The organism is Winogradskyella algicola, from assembly GCF_005869935.1.
GTDB lineage: Bacteria > Bacteroidota > Bacteroidia > Flavobacteriales > Flavobacteriaceae > Winogradskyella > Winogradskyella algicola.
Window position 1 is genome coordinate 549,365 of sequence record NZ_SZQF01000001.1, and the last position, 14,606, is coordinate 563,970.

General features: G+C 34.5%; 15 protein-coding genes. 7 read left to right on the forward strand and 8 right to left on the reverse strand.

Annotated elements, in window-relative coordinates; translation table 11 throughout:
• Positions 1–21: 21 nt before the first annotated feature.
• On the forward strand, positions 22–1,071 hold the full coding sequence (gene thiL, locus FC091_RS02340; protein ID WP_138432668.1) for a thiamine-phosphate kinase: 1,050 nt from the start codon (positions 22–24) through the stop codon (positions 1,069–1,071).
• On the opposite strand, the gene FC091_RS02345 is transcribed toward thiL, so the two are convergent.
• The 3 genes from FC091_RS02345 to FC091_RS02355 form a co-directional block, all read right to left on the reverse strand.
• On the reverse strand, positions 1,065–1,295 hold the full coding sequence (locus FC091_RS02345; protein WP_138432669.1) for a hypothetical protein: 231 nt from the start codon (positions 1,293–1,295) through the stop codon (positions 1,065–1,067). The two genes, thiL and FC091_RS02345, sit on opposite strands and share 7 nt — an antisense overlap.
• Positions 1,296–1,382: 87 nt before the next feature.
• On the reverse strand, positions 1,383–1,625 hold the full coding sequence (locus FC091_RS02350; protein WP_138432670.1) for a DUF1660 family phage protein: 243 nt from the start codon (positions 1,623–1,625) through the stop codon (positions 1,383–1,385).
• A 78-nt stretch (positions 1,626–1,703) separates the two neighbouring features.
• Entirely contained in the window at positions 1,704–2,480 is a 777-nt protein-coding gene (locus FC091_RS02355) for an alpha/beta fold hydrolase (RefSeq protein ID WP_138432671.1), read from the reverse strand.
• Positions 2,481–2,572: 92 nt separating this feature from the next.
• Here FC091_RS02355 and FC091_RS02360 point away from each other — a divergent pair, with 92 nt between their 5' ends.
• From FC091_RS02360 to FC091_RS02370, 3 genes are all read left to right on the forward strand, one after another.
• Positions 2,573–4,123: a serine hydrolase gene (locus FC091_RS02360; RefSeq protein WP_138432672.1), complete on the forward strand. Its 1,551-nt coding sequence runs from the start codon at positions 2,573–2,575 to the stop codon at positions 4,121–4,123.
• Positions 4,123–5,427 (forward strand): branched-chain amino acid transport system II carrier protein, encoded by a 1,305-nt coding sequence (gene brnQ / locus FC091_RS02365; RefSeq protein WP_138432673.1) that lies wholly within the window; start codon positions 4,123–4,125, stop codon positions 5,425–5,427. The genes FC091_RS02360 and brnQ overlap by 1 nt, the downstream gene beginning before the upstream one ends.
• Before the next feature lie 258 nt (positions 5,428–5,685).
• On the forward strand, positions 5,686–6,381 hold the full coding sequence (locus tag FC091_RS02370) for a DNA adenine methylase (protein ID WP_171032438.1): 696 nt from the start codon (positions 5,686–5,688) through the stop codon (positions 6,379–6,381).
• Between the two features lie 2 nt (positions 6,382–6,383).
• On the opposite strand, the gene FC091_RS02375 is transcribed toward FC091_RS02370, so the two are convergent.
• Positions 6,384–7,748, reverse strand: coding sequence for an ATP-binding protein (locus FC091_RS02375; protein ID WP_138432675.1), 1,365 nt, complete (start codon positions 7,746–7,748; stop codon positions 6,384–6,386).
• 410 nt (positions 7,749–8,158) lie between these two features.
• Between FC091_RS02375 and FC091_RS02380 the strand changes: the two genes are divergently transcribed.
• A complete protein-coding gene (locus FC091_RS02380) occupies positions 8,159–9,487 on the forward strand; it encodes an aspartate kinase (protein ID WP_138432676.1) in 1,329 nt (442 codons plus the stop codon).
• 109 nt (positions 9,488–9,596) lie between these two features.
• Here the strand turns inward: FC091_RS02380 and FC091_RS02385 are convergent, their stop codons facing one another.
• The gene (locus FC091_RS02385; protein ID WP_138432677.1) at positions 9,597–9,797 is read right to left on the reverse strand and encodes a hypothetical protein; all 201 of its coding nucleotides are present in this window, start codon (positions 9,795–9,797) and stop codon (positions 9,597–9,599) included.
• Positions 9,798–9,874: 77 nt separating this feature from the next.
• Between FC091_RS02385 and FC091_RS02390 the strand changes: the two genes are divergently transcribed.
• Positions 9,875–10,144, forward strand: a complete 270-nt coding sequence (locus FC091_RS02390; RefSeq protein ID WP_138432678.1) for a helix-turn-helix domain-containing protein — start codon at positions 9,875–9,877, stop codon at positions 10,142–10,144.
• Entirely contained in the window at positions 10,145–12,112 is a 1,968-nt protein-coding gene (locus tag FC091_RS02395) for a DUF2075 domain-containing protein (RefSeq protein ID WP_138432679.1), read from the forward strand.
• Here the strand turns inward: FC091_RS02395 and FC091_RS02400 are convergent.
• The 3 genes from FC091_RS02400 to FC091_RS02410 are packed head-to-tail and all read right to left on the reverse strand — an operon-like array spanning position 12,104 to position 14,045.
• Positions 12,104–12,490: a (deoxy)nucleoside triphosphate pyrophosphohydrolase gene (locus tag FC091_RS02400; protein WP_171032439.1), complete on the reverse strand. Its 387-nt coding sequence runs from the start codon at positions 12,488–12,490 to the stop codon at positions 12,104–12,106. The genes FC091_RS02395 and FC091_RS02400 overlap by 9 nt on opposite strands.
• A 21-nt stretch (positions 12,491–12,511) precedes the next feature.
• On the reverse strand, positions 12,512–12,733 hold the full coding sequence (locus FC091_RS02405) for a hypothetical protein (protein WP_138432680.1): 222 nt from the start codon (positions 12,731–12,733) through the stop codon (positions 12,512–12,514).
• Between the two features lie 16 nt (positions 12,734–12,749).
• Complete coding sequence (locus FC091_RS02410; protein WP_138432681.1) at positions 12,750–14,045, reverse strand: aminopeptidase P family protein; 1,296 nt, start codon at positions 14,043–14,045, stop codon at positions 12,750–12,752.
• Positions 14,046–14,606 lie beyond the last annotated feature (561 nt).

The following is a 14,606-nucleotide window of genomic DNA, read 5'->3' on the forward strand; positions in this document are numbered from 1 at the left end:
AAAGCATAATATTTTTGCAGTATGATAGAAGATAAGAATCCTAAGCGTACACCTTTGAGCGAGTTAGGTGAGTTTAAATTGATAGATCACTTAACGGAGCATTTTAAGATTAGTCATAAATCTACTGTAAAAGGTATCGGTGATGATGCCGCAGTTTTGAGTTATGGAAAAAAACAAATTGTTGTATCTACAGATTTATTGGTGGAAGGTGTACATTTTGATTTGAGTTATGTGCCTTTAAAACATTTAGGCTATAAAGCTGTAATGGTCAATTTGTCTGATGTTTATGCTATGAATGCCAAAGCAACACAAATTACAGTATCTATAGCTGTGTCTAATCGTTTTCCATTAGAAGCTTTAGAAGAGTTGTATGCAGGTATCACTACAGCAGCTGAACTTTACAAAATTGATGTTGTTGGTGGTGATACAACGTCCTCAACTTCTGGTTTAATTATTTCTATTACTGCAATTGGTGAAGTTGAAGAAGGGAGCGAAGTCCTACGTTCTGGAGCAAAACCAAATGATTTGTTAGTTGTAACAGGTGATATTGGTGGAGCTTATATGGGATTGCAAGTGTTAGAGCGCGAAAAGGAAGTATTTAAGGTAAACCCTAATTCGCAACCAGATTTATCAATGTATACCTACATTATTGAAAGACAATTAAAACCAGAAGCAAGGAAAGATATTATAGAGTTACTTCAGAAACTGGAGGTGAAACCAACAAGTATGATTGATATAAGTGATGGGTTGTCGTCTGAAGTTATCCACTTATGTAAGCAAAGTAAAGTTGGGGTAGATATTTATGAAAATAAAATTCCGTTAGATCCACAAGTAATTTCTACATGCGAAGAATTTAACATAGATAGTACAACTGTAGCTTTAAACGGAGGTGAAGATTACGAATTATTGATGACAGTTTCACAAGAAGATTACCCTAAGATAAAAGGAAATCCTAATCTAACAGTAATTGGATATATAACGGAAGAGGAAAGAGGGATGCACTTAATTACAAGGGCAGAGCAAAAAATACCGATTATTGCAAAAGGGTGGAATGCACTTAATAATCAATAATCAGCCATAAGAAGTTTCTGGCTTCTTTCTAAACGCTTATTATGTACACGGTTTAATACCGAATTTATTTCTTTGTGTTTTGGTGTTAATGGGATGAATTTGCCATTGCCATCAATAGTCATTTCGGCATTACAGCGCTTACATTTATATTCTTTTACGTGATACGTTACTACTTTTGAGACTTCGTAATCATGTCCAATTAAGGAGCATAACACATTTTTCATTTTTTGTACTTTTTCTTAGTTAAGGGATAAATTTGTTTTTAAGGATTTTAAATATAAGAAAAAGAGTTATTCACAGGTTATCAACACTTAACAAATCGATGAATTGAGTGTTTTTCGCTTTAAACGCATCATTCGGTTATTGTAAATGCGTTCTAATGCAGAATTTATTTCCTGATATTTTGGTGTTAATTCGGTAAGCTGACCATTACTGTCTGTAGTCAATTGTTTCTTGCACCTTGAACATGTATATTCTTTAACATGATTGGTTACTTTCTTTGTCATTTCGTAGTTGTGACCAAAGAAATCACAATAGAGTTTGGTTGCTGACATAGTAGGTTAAGATTTAAGGTAAACTTTATTAGTTGGTTAAACTTAATATAAAAAAGTTTAAAAAAACGTCAAAAAGTTTTATTTTTCGATAAAACGCAATAATAAGTAAGATAATTCTGATTTATTCTCAATATGACTCATATGTCCTTCCGATAATTCAGCAAAATTTATAGCTGTGTTTTCAATTTTAGAAAGAACCTGTTCTCTGTTGATTAAGCTGTCTTTCTTACCAATGATTATAAATTTATCAGCATTAAGGGTATTAAAAACTTCAAATCGATTCGGTCTAAGCTTCATACCTTCGTTAGCAGCCATGTAACCTTGAAGCGATGTTTTAAGTGCAATGTTTAAAGCCCATTCATATTCTGCTTTGAAGCTTATTCTGCTTTCTGGCGCAAAAAGATTAGCAAAAGACATACGTACTAAATTTTCAAAATTAGTCTTTGCCATGTCGTTGGCACGCGTCCTCAACACTTTACGTTCTTCACTGTCAGCTTCAAATGTGGAATTCATCAAACAAAGTCCCTCGAAAAGTTGAGGTTGTTGTTCTGCTAATGCTAAAGCCACATAGCCTCCCATAGAATGACCAATAAACTTTGCTTTATTAATTTCTAAATGTTGTAAAACCGCAAACACAGCATCAGCCATATCTTCCATTGTGTGTACATAACCTAAAGATTCTGTTTCACCATGTCCTAATAAATCGATACAAATGACTTTATGTGTTCTTGAAATTTCAGGTACTAAGTCGCGCCACATTTCAATGGTTTCTAAAAAACCATGTAATAATACAATGGTCTCACCTTTGCCTGAAACTGTATAATGAATCTTTATGTTTTTGTAATCTATAATCATGGATGCAAAGATAAATGTTGAAATGCGATGACTAAACTTTTCATCAGTAACATTTATTATATTTGAAGTCTTTCATGTTAAAACAAAATACCATGCTTTTAAAACGACTTTTTATTGCCATTCTTTTTATAGGTAGCATCAATGCATATGCACAACTAAAGGAGACCGAAATTGATAAGCTTGTAAAAGAAACGCTCACCACTTTCGATGTGCCAGGCATTTCGGTTGGTGTATTTAAAGATGGAAAAGAAGTCTATGCAAAAGGGCATGGGTTACGCTCTTTAACGTCTAAAAAAGACATGAATTCTGAAACCTTAGTAGGTGTAGCTTCCAACAGTAAAGGCTTTACGTGTTTTGCATTGGCAATGCTCGTCGATGATGGAAAATTAGATTGGGATGATCCTGTGCGTAAGTATATTCCAGAGTTTCAATTGCACGATCCTTGGGTGACCGAGAATTTTACGGTTAGAGATTTGGTAACACACAGAAGTGGTATGGGATTGGGTGCTGGTGATCTTATGTTTTTTCCTGAAGGGAATGACTTTACGGTTCAGGATATCATTGATAACGTGAAGTATTTAGAGCCTGAAAGTTCGTTCCGCAGTCAATTTGCCTATAACAACAACATGTTCATTATTGCAGGCGAAGTACTAAAGCGTGTTAGTGGTCTGTCTTGGGAAGATTTTATAGAAACTAAGATTATGAAACCTGTTGGCATGATAAATTCAAAAGCATCCTACAACAGAGTAACCGATAAATCGAATATAATCGATGCACACACGAGAGCAGAAGGGAAGGTGATTCAGATTCCGCATGATTGGAGCGAAACTGCAAACGCAGCAGGAGGTATTGTGAGTAATGTACATGATATGATGACTTGGGCAAAGTTTTTAATGAATGATGCTGTTACAGAAAAAGGAGAACGTTTATTGAGCGAAGCACAGTTTCACGAGCTTTGGCAATTGCAAACACCATTAAAAGTCAGAGCCAACGATTCGTATGATTCTAATTTTAAAGGTTATGGATTGGGTTGGTTTGTGACTGATTTGAAAGGTGGACATAAACAAGTGTATCATACAGGTGGATTGATTGGTACGGTAACGCAGTTTACCATGATTCCAGATTTAGACTTAGCTATTGTAGTGTTAACCAATCAAATGAATGGTTCTGCATTTACGACAATCACAAATACCATTAAAGATTCGTATTTAGGTTATGAAAACAGAAATTGGTTAGAACGTTTAGGCAAAAGCAATGCTGACTATTTAAAGTATAATGATAGCATTAAAACTGAAGTTTTTGCTCAGGTAGAAAAGGCTAAAAAGCAATTGACAACACCAAGTGCAGAGCAAATTGTAGGCACTTATAAAGACGATTGGTTTGGAGATATCACCATTGCACACGATGGCAAAAAATACAGTATCAAATGCGAGCGTTCACCACGTTTATATGGCGAATTGTTGCCATACAACGCAACAACATTTGTTGCCAAATGGAACGATAGAAGCTACGATGCTGATGTCTTTGTGCAATTCACATTTAATGAAAAGGAAGAAGCCGTTTCTGCAACGATGAAGTATATTGCGCCAATCACAGATTTTAGCTTCGATTTTCACGATTTAGAACTTAAAAAGACTAAGTAGTGAATATTCAACGCAAAGAACTTTTAGTTACAAGCTTCGCCTTATTTTCGCTTTTTTTTGGTGCAGGAAACTTATTGTTGCCACCAATGTTGGGTTACAACTCTGGTGAAAACTGGCTTTGGGTTGCTATTGGTTTTATAATTACAGCCGTAGTGATTCCAATTATTGGCATATTAGCACATGCCAGACTTCAAGGTACGTTGTTTGATTTTGGCAAAAAAGTATCGCCAACCTTCAGTTTAATTTATTGCATTTTAATTTATGTTATTGCAGTTGCCATTCCATCACCTCGAACAGCTGCGGCAACACACGAGATTGCTATTCATCCTGCATTTGGTACGTCGCCATTATTAACCAGTAGTATTTATTTTGCTTTGGTATTGGTTTTTGTGTTGAATCGTTCCAAAATATTGAATCTCATCGGAAAGTTTTTAACACCATTTATAGTAATCATGTTGTTAGTAGTGATTGCAATTGGTTTGTTTTATTCGGAATTTACCACAGGAACACCTCAATTTGACACACCTATCGTTTCAGGAATTTTAGAAGGCTATCAAACCTTTGATGCTATCGGAGCAGTGGTTGTAGGTGCGGTAATTATTGTATCGCTTAACTTCGATAATATGGAAGTAAGTCGATTTGAATCGAAACGAAAACTCATCAGAAATTCAGGCTTTATTGCAGGTTTAGGTCTGTTTGTAATTTACGCTGGATTAATTGCTGTTGGTGCGTATTATGGTTCGGAAATTAGCGTTGATACAGCCTTAAGTAACGATATGCAACGAGCCAGTTTGCTAAGAGATATTAGTATAAAATCCTTGGGAGAATTTGGTAACATGGTTTTAAGTATTCTTATTTCTTTGGCTTGTTTTACCACAGCTGTTGGTATTATTGCTGGTACAGCCGATTATTTTAAAGGATTGTTGAATAATTCGCAAACTGTTTTTGTAGTCACTGCCATCATCGGTTGCGTGTTGGGTGTTATTGTTGGGCAGCTCGATTTTAACTCCATTGTTGTAGTGGCTATTCCTGTATTGTTATTAGTATATCCAATTACCATCATACTTATTTTACTGAATGTTTTGCCTGAGAGACTAGCAACTCCACTTCTGTTTAGAGCTGTAATTATCGTCACTTTAGTATTCAGCATACCAGATGTTATCGGGTTTTTAAGGCCTTCGGAAGGCTTACAAAAGTTAACAGAATACATTCCTCTAGCAAAGCATAGTTTGGGTTGGGTATTACCTGCTGTTGTAACCTTTGGAATAGTGTCTATGTTGAAATCAAAGCCGAAAACCATTTAGTATGAAACATCAATTTTTAAATCATGCTTTCTGTTTTAACAAAACTATCGATACGTCAGTTCGAGTGATTTTGAAGCATAAAAAATTGTATCGAGAACAAATTCTTAGGCTAAAATTCTTATTCTCGATACACGATTTTCTCATTGCAATCGTAAACCGCACTCGAATTGACGAATTTTCATCAAAATTTAGAATGCCATATGATTCTTATGTTCCAAGTAATTGTGTTAACCCAATAGAACCAGTTGCATGAAATACATGGGAAGCAAGGCACGTTTTGCCAAACATATATTACCAATTATTCTAAAAGACCGACAGCCAAATCAATCTTATATTGAGCCTTTTGCAGGTGGTATGAATATGATAGACAAGGTCGATGGTATCCGAATTGCCAACGATCAGCATGAAGAATTAATGGCCATGTGGCAAGCCTTGATTTACGAGAATTGGGATCCTCCAAAATCGGTAAGTGAGGACGAATACAAAGCCATAAAATACAATCAAGACGACTATCCTAAACATCTGGTGGCTTATGTCGGTTTTAATTCGTTTGGAGGCAAATGGTTTGCAGGCTACCGACGCGATAAGCAAGGTAAACGCGATTATTGGGCAGAACATTATCGAAACATTACCAAACAAGTGCCAAATCTCGAAGGTGTTATTTTGTCCTGTAAATCGTATACCGAATTAGAAATTCCTGAAAATAGTATTGTCTATTGCGATCCACCATACGCGTCTACCACTAAATACAGAGATGGTTTCGACCATGACAAATTTTGGGAATGGTGCAGACAACAAAGCAAAGCAGGTCATCAATTGTTTGTGAGCGAATACAATGCACCAGAAGATTTTAACTGTATTTGGGAAAAGCCAGCAAAAACAAGTTTCTCATGGCATGCCGATAACTTACCTGCTAAAAAGAGTGTAGAGCGTTTGTTTGTTTTTGATGGGTAACGTTAGTTGATACTATAATTGTTTATAAAATAGGCGGTATAATCTTCTAGTTTTGTGCCTAAGTAATAAGGTAAATTCATTAGTAAATACGGTTTTTTACCCATTGGAGTTGAATGTTGTTCAACACTAAATTCTCCACTATACATGCGAATCGCATATGGATGGTCGGCTCGATCAATGAATTGATGAAGCGATTTTAGTTTTCCTTCTTTACCAGATTTAATTTCAATAGGAATTAGTTTTTCCTTGTAAGGCATTACCAAATCAACCTCAGAAGACGCTTGTTTTTTTTCTCTCACCCAAAAATTAGGTTTAGAATAAGTAATAGTGTTGAGCGACATTAGTTCTTGAGTAATTAAATGAGGAATAATGGCCCCTTTGTAAGCATTACTTAAGTCTTCTAAAGTCAACATATCTCCTTGAACGTTTAATTCATAATTTACTAAACCAGTGTCTAAAAATTGTAAGCGTGGTGATTTTTTTAAATCTGATTTTACAGGAGACGCTATAGATGTAGTGGGATAAATTAATTGAATAATACGCGCATCATTTAGGTTGCGCATCGCTTCTCCAACTTCTCTGGATTTATAATTGGAGTTACCAAAGTTGTGAAATTTTATACGCTCATCTAAATACAAATGTGCTGTATTCATAATGTGGCGTATAACTCTTGCATCTGTGGCGTTGTTGGCATATTTTTCTACATCGTCTTTGTAGGTTGCCCAAATACTTTCATAAACTTCTGGTAAATCTGCAATGTTATCAGTCTCTAAAAAGGTGTCTATAACTTCTGGCATACCTCCAATAATGGCGTATTGATGAAATAAAACTTTTAGTGTTTGATGTGCAAAATCCTTTACAGGTATTTCATGTAATGCCTCTAATGCTAATGATTGTTGTTTTGCGTTAAGATACTCTAGAAAATTTAAAGGATGTAAATACAAATAAGACACACGACCTACTGGAAAACTCTTTACCTTGTCCATAACGTGCTCAAGCAAAGAGCCAGCTGCTATAACATGTAGTTGAGGTAAGTCTTCATAAAAATATCTTAATAATGCTATAGCTTCCGGTGATTCTTGTATTTCATCAATAAATAAAAGCACCTTGGACATAGTATTGGTCCTAATGTTATTTGCTAAAAACAAAGCATCTACAAGGGTTTTGACATCTGTAAAATCTTGAAAATATCGTAAGTCTGCAGCACGCTCTAGGTTTAATGGAATAAAGTAGTCATAACCTTGAGAAAACGAGTTCACCAAAGTTGTTTTACCCACTTGTCTTGCGCCTCTTAATAAGAGCGGCTTTCGTTTTGGGTTGGCTTTCCATTGTTTTAAGCTTTTGTTTATGTGTCTTTTAAAGTGCAATGTGTTTGTCTATAATTTTAAATTGTAACAAAGTAAGGGTAAATATAACAATATTATGTAACAAAGTAAGGGTAAATATAACAATATTATGTAACAAAGTAAGGGTAAAATGGAAAAGACATCAAAACCACCTTTTCATGGCATGCTGATAACTTACCAGCTAAAAAAAAGTGTGGAACGTTTGTTTGTTTCAATGGATAAATAGAGCCCATTTGCAATTCCTTTTGAGGTTTATCATTTCAATTTTGTTAAGAATTGTCCCCTTGAGGGGACTTTAGGGGTGTTTTTAAATGAAAACATAGATATGCTTGTTATATAATTAACAAATTGTAATTAATTGTGCTATTTTTTCAAAATTTAGGTCAATAGCTTAAAGGTCATCTACATTTGCGCTCTAAAATAAATGCACTATGTTAGTATACAAGTTTGGTGGTACCTCAGTAGGTTCGGTAGTGAATATGAATCATGTAAAAGATATCATTAACACCAAAGACCGTAAGATTGTTGTATTGTCTGCCATGTCTAGCACTACAAATACTTTGGTTGAAATCTCAAGATTGGTTGAGGTTGGTGAGCTTACAACTGCAAAAACCATCATCACAGAACTGAACGAAACGTATAATGCTGTGGTGTACAATTTGTTACAAGATCAAGCATTACGATTGGAAGTGAGCAAGTACGTCAATGCCAGATTCAAGCTTTTATTAGATGCGATTAACGAGCCATTTTCACAAACGTTACATAACAGTATTGTTGCCAATGGAGAATTACTATCTACTTTTATGTTTAGCCGTTTGTTGCAACAAGAAGGGTTTAATGTAAAGTTATTGCCAGCTTTAGATTTTATGCGAATTGATAGCCATAACGAACCCGATAATTTTTACATAAAACAAAATCTTAACCGACTTATTAATACTGTTGAGCCAGCAGATATTTACATTACACAAGGCTTTATTTGTTTAGATGCCGAAGGGCAAATTACCAACCTGCAACGTGGCGGAAGCGATTACACAGCCACCATTATTGGTGCAGCTATTGAAGCCGATGAGGTACAAATCTGGACCGATATTGACGGATTCCACAACAACGATCCTCGTTACGTTAATGATACGCAAGCCTTATCGCATTTATCGTATGATGAAGCTGCTGAGTTGGCTTATTTTGGAGCTAAGATTTTGCATCCGCAAACCGTAATGCCAGTGCGCAATCTTGATATTCCATTACGACTCAAAAACACCATGGCACCACAAGCGCATGGCACATTAATTACCAACCAAATTCATGGTGAAGGCATTAAAGCCATTGCAGCAAAAGATGGCATTACAGCTATAAAAATTAAGTCGGTACGTATGCTGTTAGCACACGGTTTTTTAAAGAAAGTATTTGAAGTCTTTGAGCGCTACGAAACGTCTATAGACATGGTAACCACCTCAGAAATTGCAGTATCCTTAACCATAGACAACACCACACATTTAGAAGCTATTACCGAGGAACTTGAAAAATTTGCAACGGTTGAAGTAGATGATTATATGAGTATTGTTTGCCTCGTTGGTAACAATATTATTTACCATCCTGATACACCAGAACTCTTCCAGGTGTTACAAGATGTTAATGTGCGTATGATTGCTTATGGTGGTAGCAACAACAATATTTCACTTTTAGTTAATACTAGCGATAAGTTAGAAACTTTGCAGAAGTTACAGCGTTATGTTTTTGAGGGTGGTTTTGTGGGAGTTTAGATTGAAGTGAAACAATTCTCACACTTTTTAAGTTCAAGATTTACCGGTTGATTACATTCAACACTGGTAGTGTATACATTCCCTTCAATATCAAAAAACTCTTCAGTGTCTATTTCTTCCCATTCAGTAAAATAAAACCATTCATTTTTTGTGTTAAATTTTGTTTTTCTTCTTTCCAATTTAAACCTTTTGATTCTACGTATTCTTTGGCTTGTTTTTCTGTTTGACAATAATATTGACCATCGTTAAAAATATACCCTTGGTTTATGCCTTTGCCATTGAAGTCACTTTTTCTTTCATATTTTTTCATAATTAAATTTCTTCAAATATAAACAATGATACTTATTGTATGTTGATAGCTGCATACAATAAGTATAGTTTTGGTTTATGGTGAATCAATTCATACTTAAAGAGTTTGGAAATCGAATACGTTTTTTGCGAAACCAAAAAAATCTCAGTCAGGAAGAGCTCTCCTTTGTTACAGGTTTTCATAGAACTTATATCGGAATGATTGAACGTGGTGAACGCAATATTTCGTTGACCAATATTTTGGTTTTTGCTAAAGCATTTGAATTACATGTTGATGAGTTATTAGATTTTAGAAAATCTAACTCAAAATTATCTTTTAAAGATTATCAATTTAAAAAGGATGATTAGATGAATAGAGCATATTACAAAAACTCAATAACCGAATTTTTAAGAGAAGACTCTAGTTTAATTCTTGGGGAATTAAGTTTAAATCACGCAAATCGTTCCCTTGAAGATTTACAGAGAAATGCATGGGTTAAGCAGATTGAAATTCTAAAAAAAGAATTGATAGGTTTAAATGGTTCTTTGTATTTCGAATTTCAGATACCTAGGATGGGTAAACGTGTTGATAATATAATTATAGTTAATGATTATGTGTTTGTATTGGAGTTTAAGGTAGGTGATAATTCATTTGGAAAAAGCGCGGAATTGCAGGTAATAGACTATTGCTTGGATTTGAAAAATTTTCATGAAGGAAGTCATTTTGCAAAATTAGTTCCACTTTTGGTAGCAACTAATGCATGCAATTCTGAATTTAACTTAGTTGAGGTTCTTAATCATAATCAAGTTGTAAAATGTAATCAAATAGGAATAAGAAATGCGATAAATATAATTACCAAGTCTTCTAATGAGGTAATTGATGTGTCTGAATGGGAGAATTCAATTTATAAGCCAACACCAACAATTGTTGAAGTTGCTCAAGCACTTTACAAAGGGCATAAAGTCGAAGAAATATCAAGACATGATTCAGGTAACATAAATCTCAATAAGACATCAAATTATATTAGCAACGTAATTGAGGAGTCTAAGCAAAATAGTAAAAAGTCTATCTGTTTTATTACAGGAGTTCCTGGAGCAGGAAAAACTTTAGCAGGTTTAAGTATAGCTAATGATAGAATGCGCTCGCAAGAAGATGAACATGCTGTTTTTTTGTCTGGAAATGGTCCTTTGGTTGAGGTGTTACGAGAAGCTTTAGCGAGAGACTATGTAATAACATCTAAAGAAAAAGGGGAACGTGTTACAAAAGATGAAGCAAAGAGAAGAACGAATGCTTTTATTCAGAATATCCATCACTTTAGAGATGAATATCTAAAATATATCATTGAGCCAACAGAAAAAGTAGTTGTTTTTGATGAAGCACAAAGAGCTTGGTCTAAAGAGCAGGTACGCTCTTTTATGAAACGGAAGAAGGGTATTGAAAATTTTGAAATGTCAGAGCCAGAGTTCCTAATTGATGTAATGAATAGGCACAAAGATTGGTGTACGGTTGTTTGCTTGATTGGAGGAGGTCAAGAAATTAATACTGGAGAGGCTGGTCTAGAAGAATGGATAAGCGCATTTGAAAAAAACTATAAAAATTGGGAAATTCATTTTTCAAACTCAATAATTAATAGTTCAAATTATATAAAAGAAGAAAAGCAAAGAATTTGGTTAAGAGAAAATGGAGTCTCTGAAACTGATTTACACTTAGCTGTTTCTGTTCGCTCATATAGGTCAGAAAAAGTTTCAGAATTTGTCCATGAGTTATTAGAATTAAATAAAGGTAGAGCAAAAGAGCTTTATTCAGAAATAAAAAAACCATTCCCTATTTACTTAACAAGGAATGTGGAAGTTGCTAAAAAATGGTTAAGGCAGCAAAGTAAAGGAACAGAGAGGTATGGATTAGTAGCTTCTTCGGGTTCAAGAAGATTAAAAGCTATAGGAGTTAATGTGAAAAATGAAATTTCTGCGCCAAATTGGTTTTTAAATCCAAGTGAAGATATTCGTTCATCTTATTTTTTAGAAGATGTTGCAACTGAATTTGATATACAAGGTTTAGAAATTGATAGAACATCTTTGATTTGGGGAGCTAATTTCTATTTGAAAAATGATAATTGGATTTACCAAAACTTTAAGGGTAGTAAATGGCAGAATATAAACAAAGAAGTTGATAAAGAATATCTTAAAAACTCTTATAGAGTCTTGTTAACGAGGGCGAGACAGGGAATGATTATTTGTGTTCCTGATGGTTCTGATACTGACCATACAAGACCAAGGAACTTCTATGATAATACTTATGATTATTTGAAAGAAGTCGGAATAAAAGAATTAAAGTGATAAAAATTCATTTAAAATTGGGATATCGGCTTCAGCCCAATCCAAATTTAATAACTCTTTTTTCCTTGCTAAAAGGAAATTAGAGTGTTCTTTTAAAATTAAATCTCCGGTTAAGTAATTTGCTATAAAGGGAATTAACTTGATTTTAAAATCAGAATACTCGTGTATAACAGGATTTAATCGTTTTAATATCTGAATTTCAATATTCAATTCCTCTTTGATTTCTCTTTTTATGCAATCAATTTCAGTTTCATTCGATTCTAACTTGCCACCTGCAAATTCCCATTTTAAAGGAAGTTTCATGTTTTTACTTCTTTGAAAAGCATAAACTTTATCATCCCTTAAGATGATAGCGCAAGTGACAAGAATTGTTTTCAAATCATTTTTTGTAAAAACCTTTTACCTCTTATAAATAGCTCCAGTAGCAAAATCAACAATAAGCCCAGGAGCAAAAAGTAGGATATCTGCAATAAGCCAACCCACTCTAACATCACGTTGTTGTTGTCCTGGAGCAGGTTTTGTTTTTTGACTCGATGAAATTGGTCCACCTAAAATAGTGGCACATCCTGTGGTACTAAAAAACAAGCTTAAACAAAGCAAGCCTATGCAAATACGTTTCATGTATAATCAGTTTTGGTTATTGTGCGTTCATTAATTCTTCAATCTCGTCGGCTTCAATTGGGATATTCGCCATTAAGTTGAACGGTTCTCCTTGTTGTTGTATCACTACATCATCCTCTAAACGGATACCAAAACCTTCATCTGGAATATAAATACCAGGCTCTACTGTAAATACCATGTTGGCTTGTATAGGTTCGTGGAGTAAGCCATAATCGTGCGTGTCTAAACCAATATGGTGACTTGTGCCATGCATAAAGTACTTTTTGTACGCTGGCCAATCTGGGTTTTCGTTTTGCACATCAGCTTTATCTAATAAACCAAGACCTAATAATTCAGACGTCATTAATTTACCAACTTCAACGTGGTAGTCAGCCCAAATAGTACCAGGCACAAGCATTTTGGTCGCCTCATCCTTAACACGATTTACAGCATTATAGACTTGTTTTTGTCTATCTGTAAACTTACCAGAAACAGGAATGGTTCTACTCATATCACTAGAGTAATTGGCATACTCTGCACCAACATCGAGCAGAATTAAATCACCAGCTTTACACTGTTGGTTATTTTCAATATAGTGCAAAACGTTTGCATTATTTCCTGAAGCAATAATCGGAGTATAAGCAAAACCTTTAGAGCGGTTGTTAAGGAACTCGTGCATAAACTCAGCTTCTAAGTTGTATTCCCAAACACCAGGTTTTGTAAATTCTAAAATGCGTCTAAACCCTTTTTCGGTAATATTACAAGCCTTTTGCATCAATTCGATTTCTATAGGATCTTTAACCGAGCGTAAACGCTGTAAAATCGGATTACTTTTTTCTACTTTGTGCGCAGGAAATTGTGCTTTTATCTGTTTGTTGAATCGTGCCTCGCGTGTTTCCGTTGCTACATTAGCACGATAATGTTCGTTAGTGTTAATGTAGATGGTATCTGCCTGAGCCATGATTTCTTTGAAAACTTTATCGAAATCTTGTAACCAATACACAGTTTTTACACCAGAGGTTTCAAAGGCTTTTTCTTTAGTCAATTTTTCACCTTCCCAAACCGCAATATGAGCATTGGTTTCGGTTAAAAATAGAATTTCACGGTGTTTAGGATTGTGACAATCAGGAAAAAGGACCAAAATACTTTCCTCCTGGTCAACACCACTCAGATAAAATATATTACGGTCTTGTTGAAACGGAATAGTGCTGTCCGCACCAATAGGATAAACATCGTTTGAATTGAATGCAGCTAAACTGTTTGGCTTCATCTGAGAAGCAAAGTTTTTACGGTTTTTTATGAATAAATTGCGGTCTATTGGATGATATTTCATTTGGTAGTTATTTATTGTTTTAATCTACAAAAGTAAATCTTTGCCATTCTGAATTTATTTCAGAATCTGAAACAACACTTCGACAAGCTCAGTGTGACAGTTCAGATTGACAAAAACTAATTTAAAATTTGATACGTCTTTTAACGTCAGTTCGAGTGGTTTTCTTGGATTGCAATTTCAGAGAAATTCAAGAAAATTGTATCGAGAACAAGTGCGACGCAAAAAAACTATGCTTTACTTGTTGTTCATTTAGAAAAAATTCATCAATTCGAGTGAATTTCACGATTGATAATGAGTAAGATTAATATCGAGAATCAGAATTTTATCACTAAGTTCTCGATACAATTTTTCGTACCTCAAAATCACTCGAACTGACGAAAGTTTTTTGATTGCTTTCGGTTTGCTTCACAATGTGCTTTCGATAAGAGATATTTTATCTTAACCAATGCTCAAGCCGACATTTTATTTGTGATTCAAAAATAAACAAAGTAAAACGCAAGCCCAAGTCTATTAAGATAATCTGTTAAACTTTGTTTATAAATTTTGAGGATATATGGATTA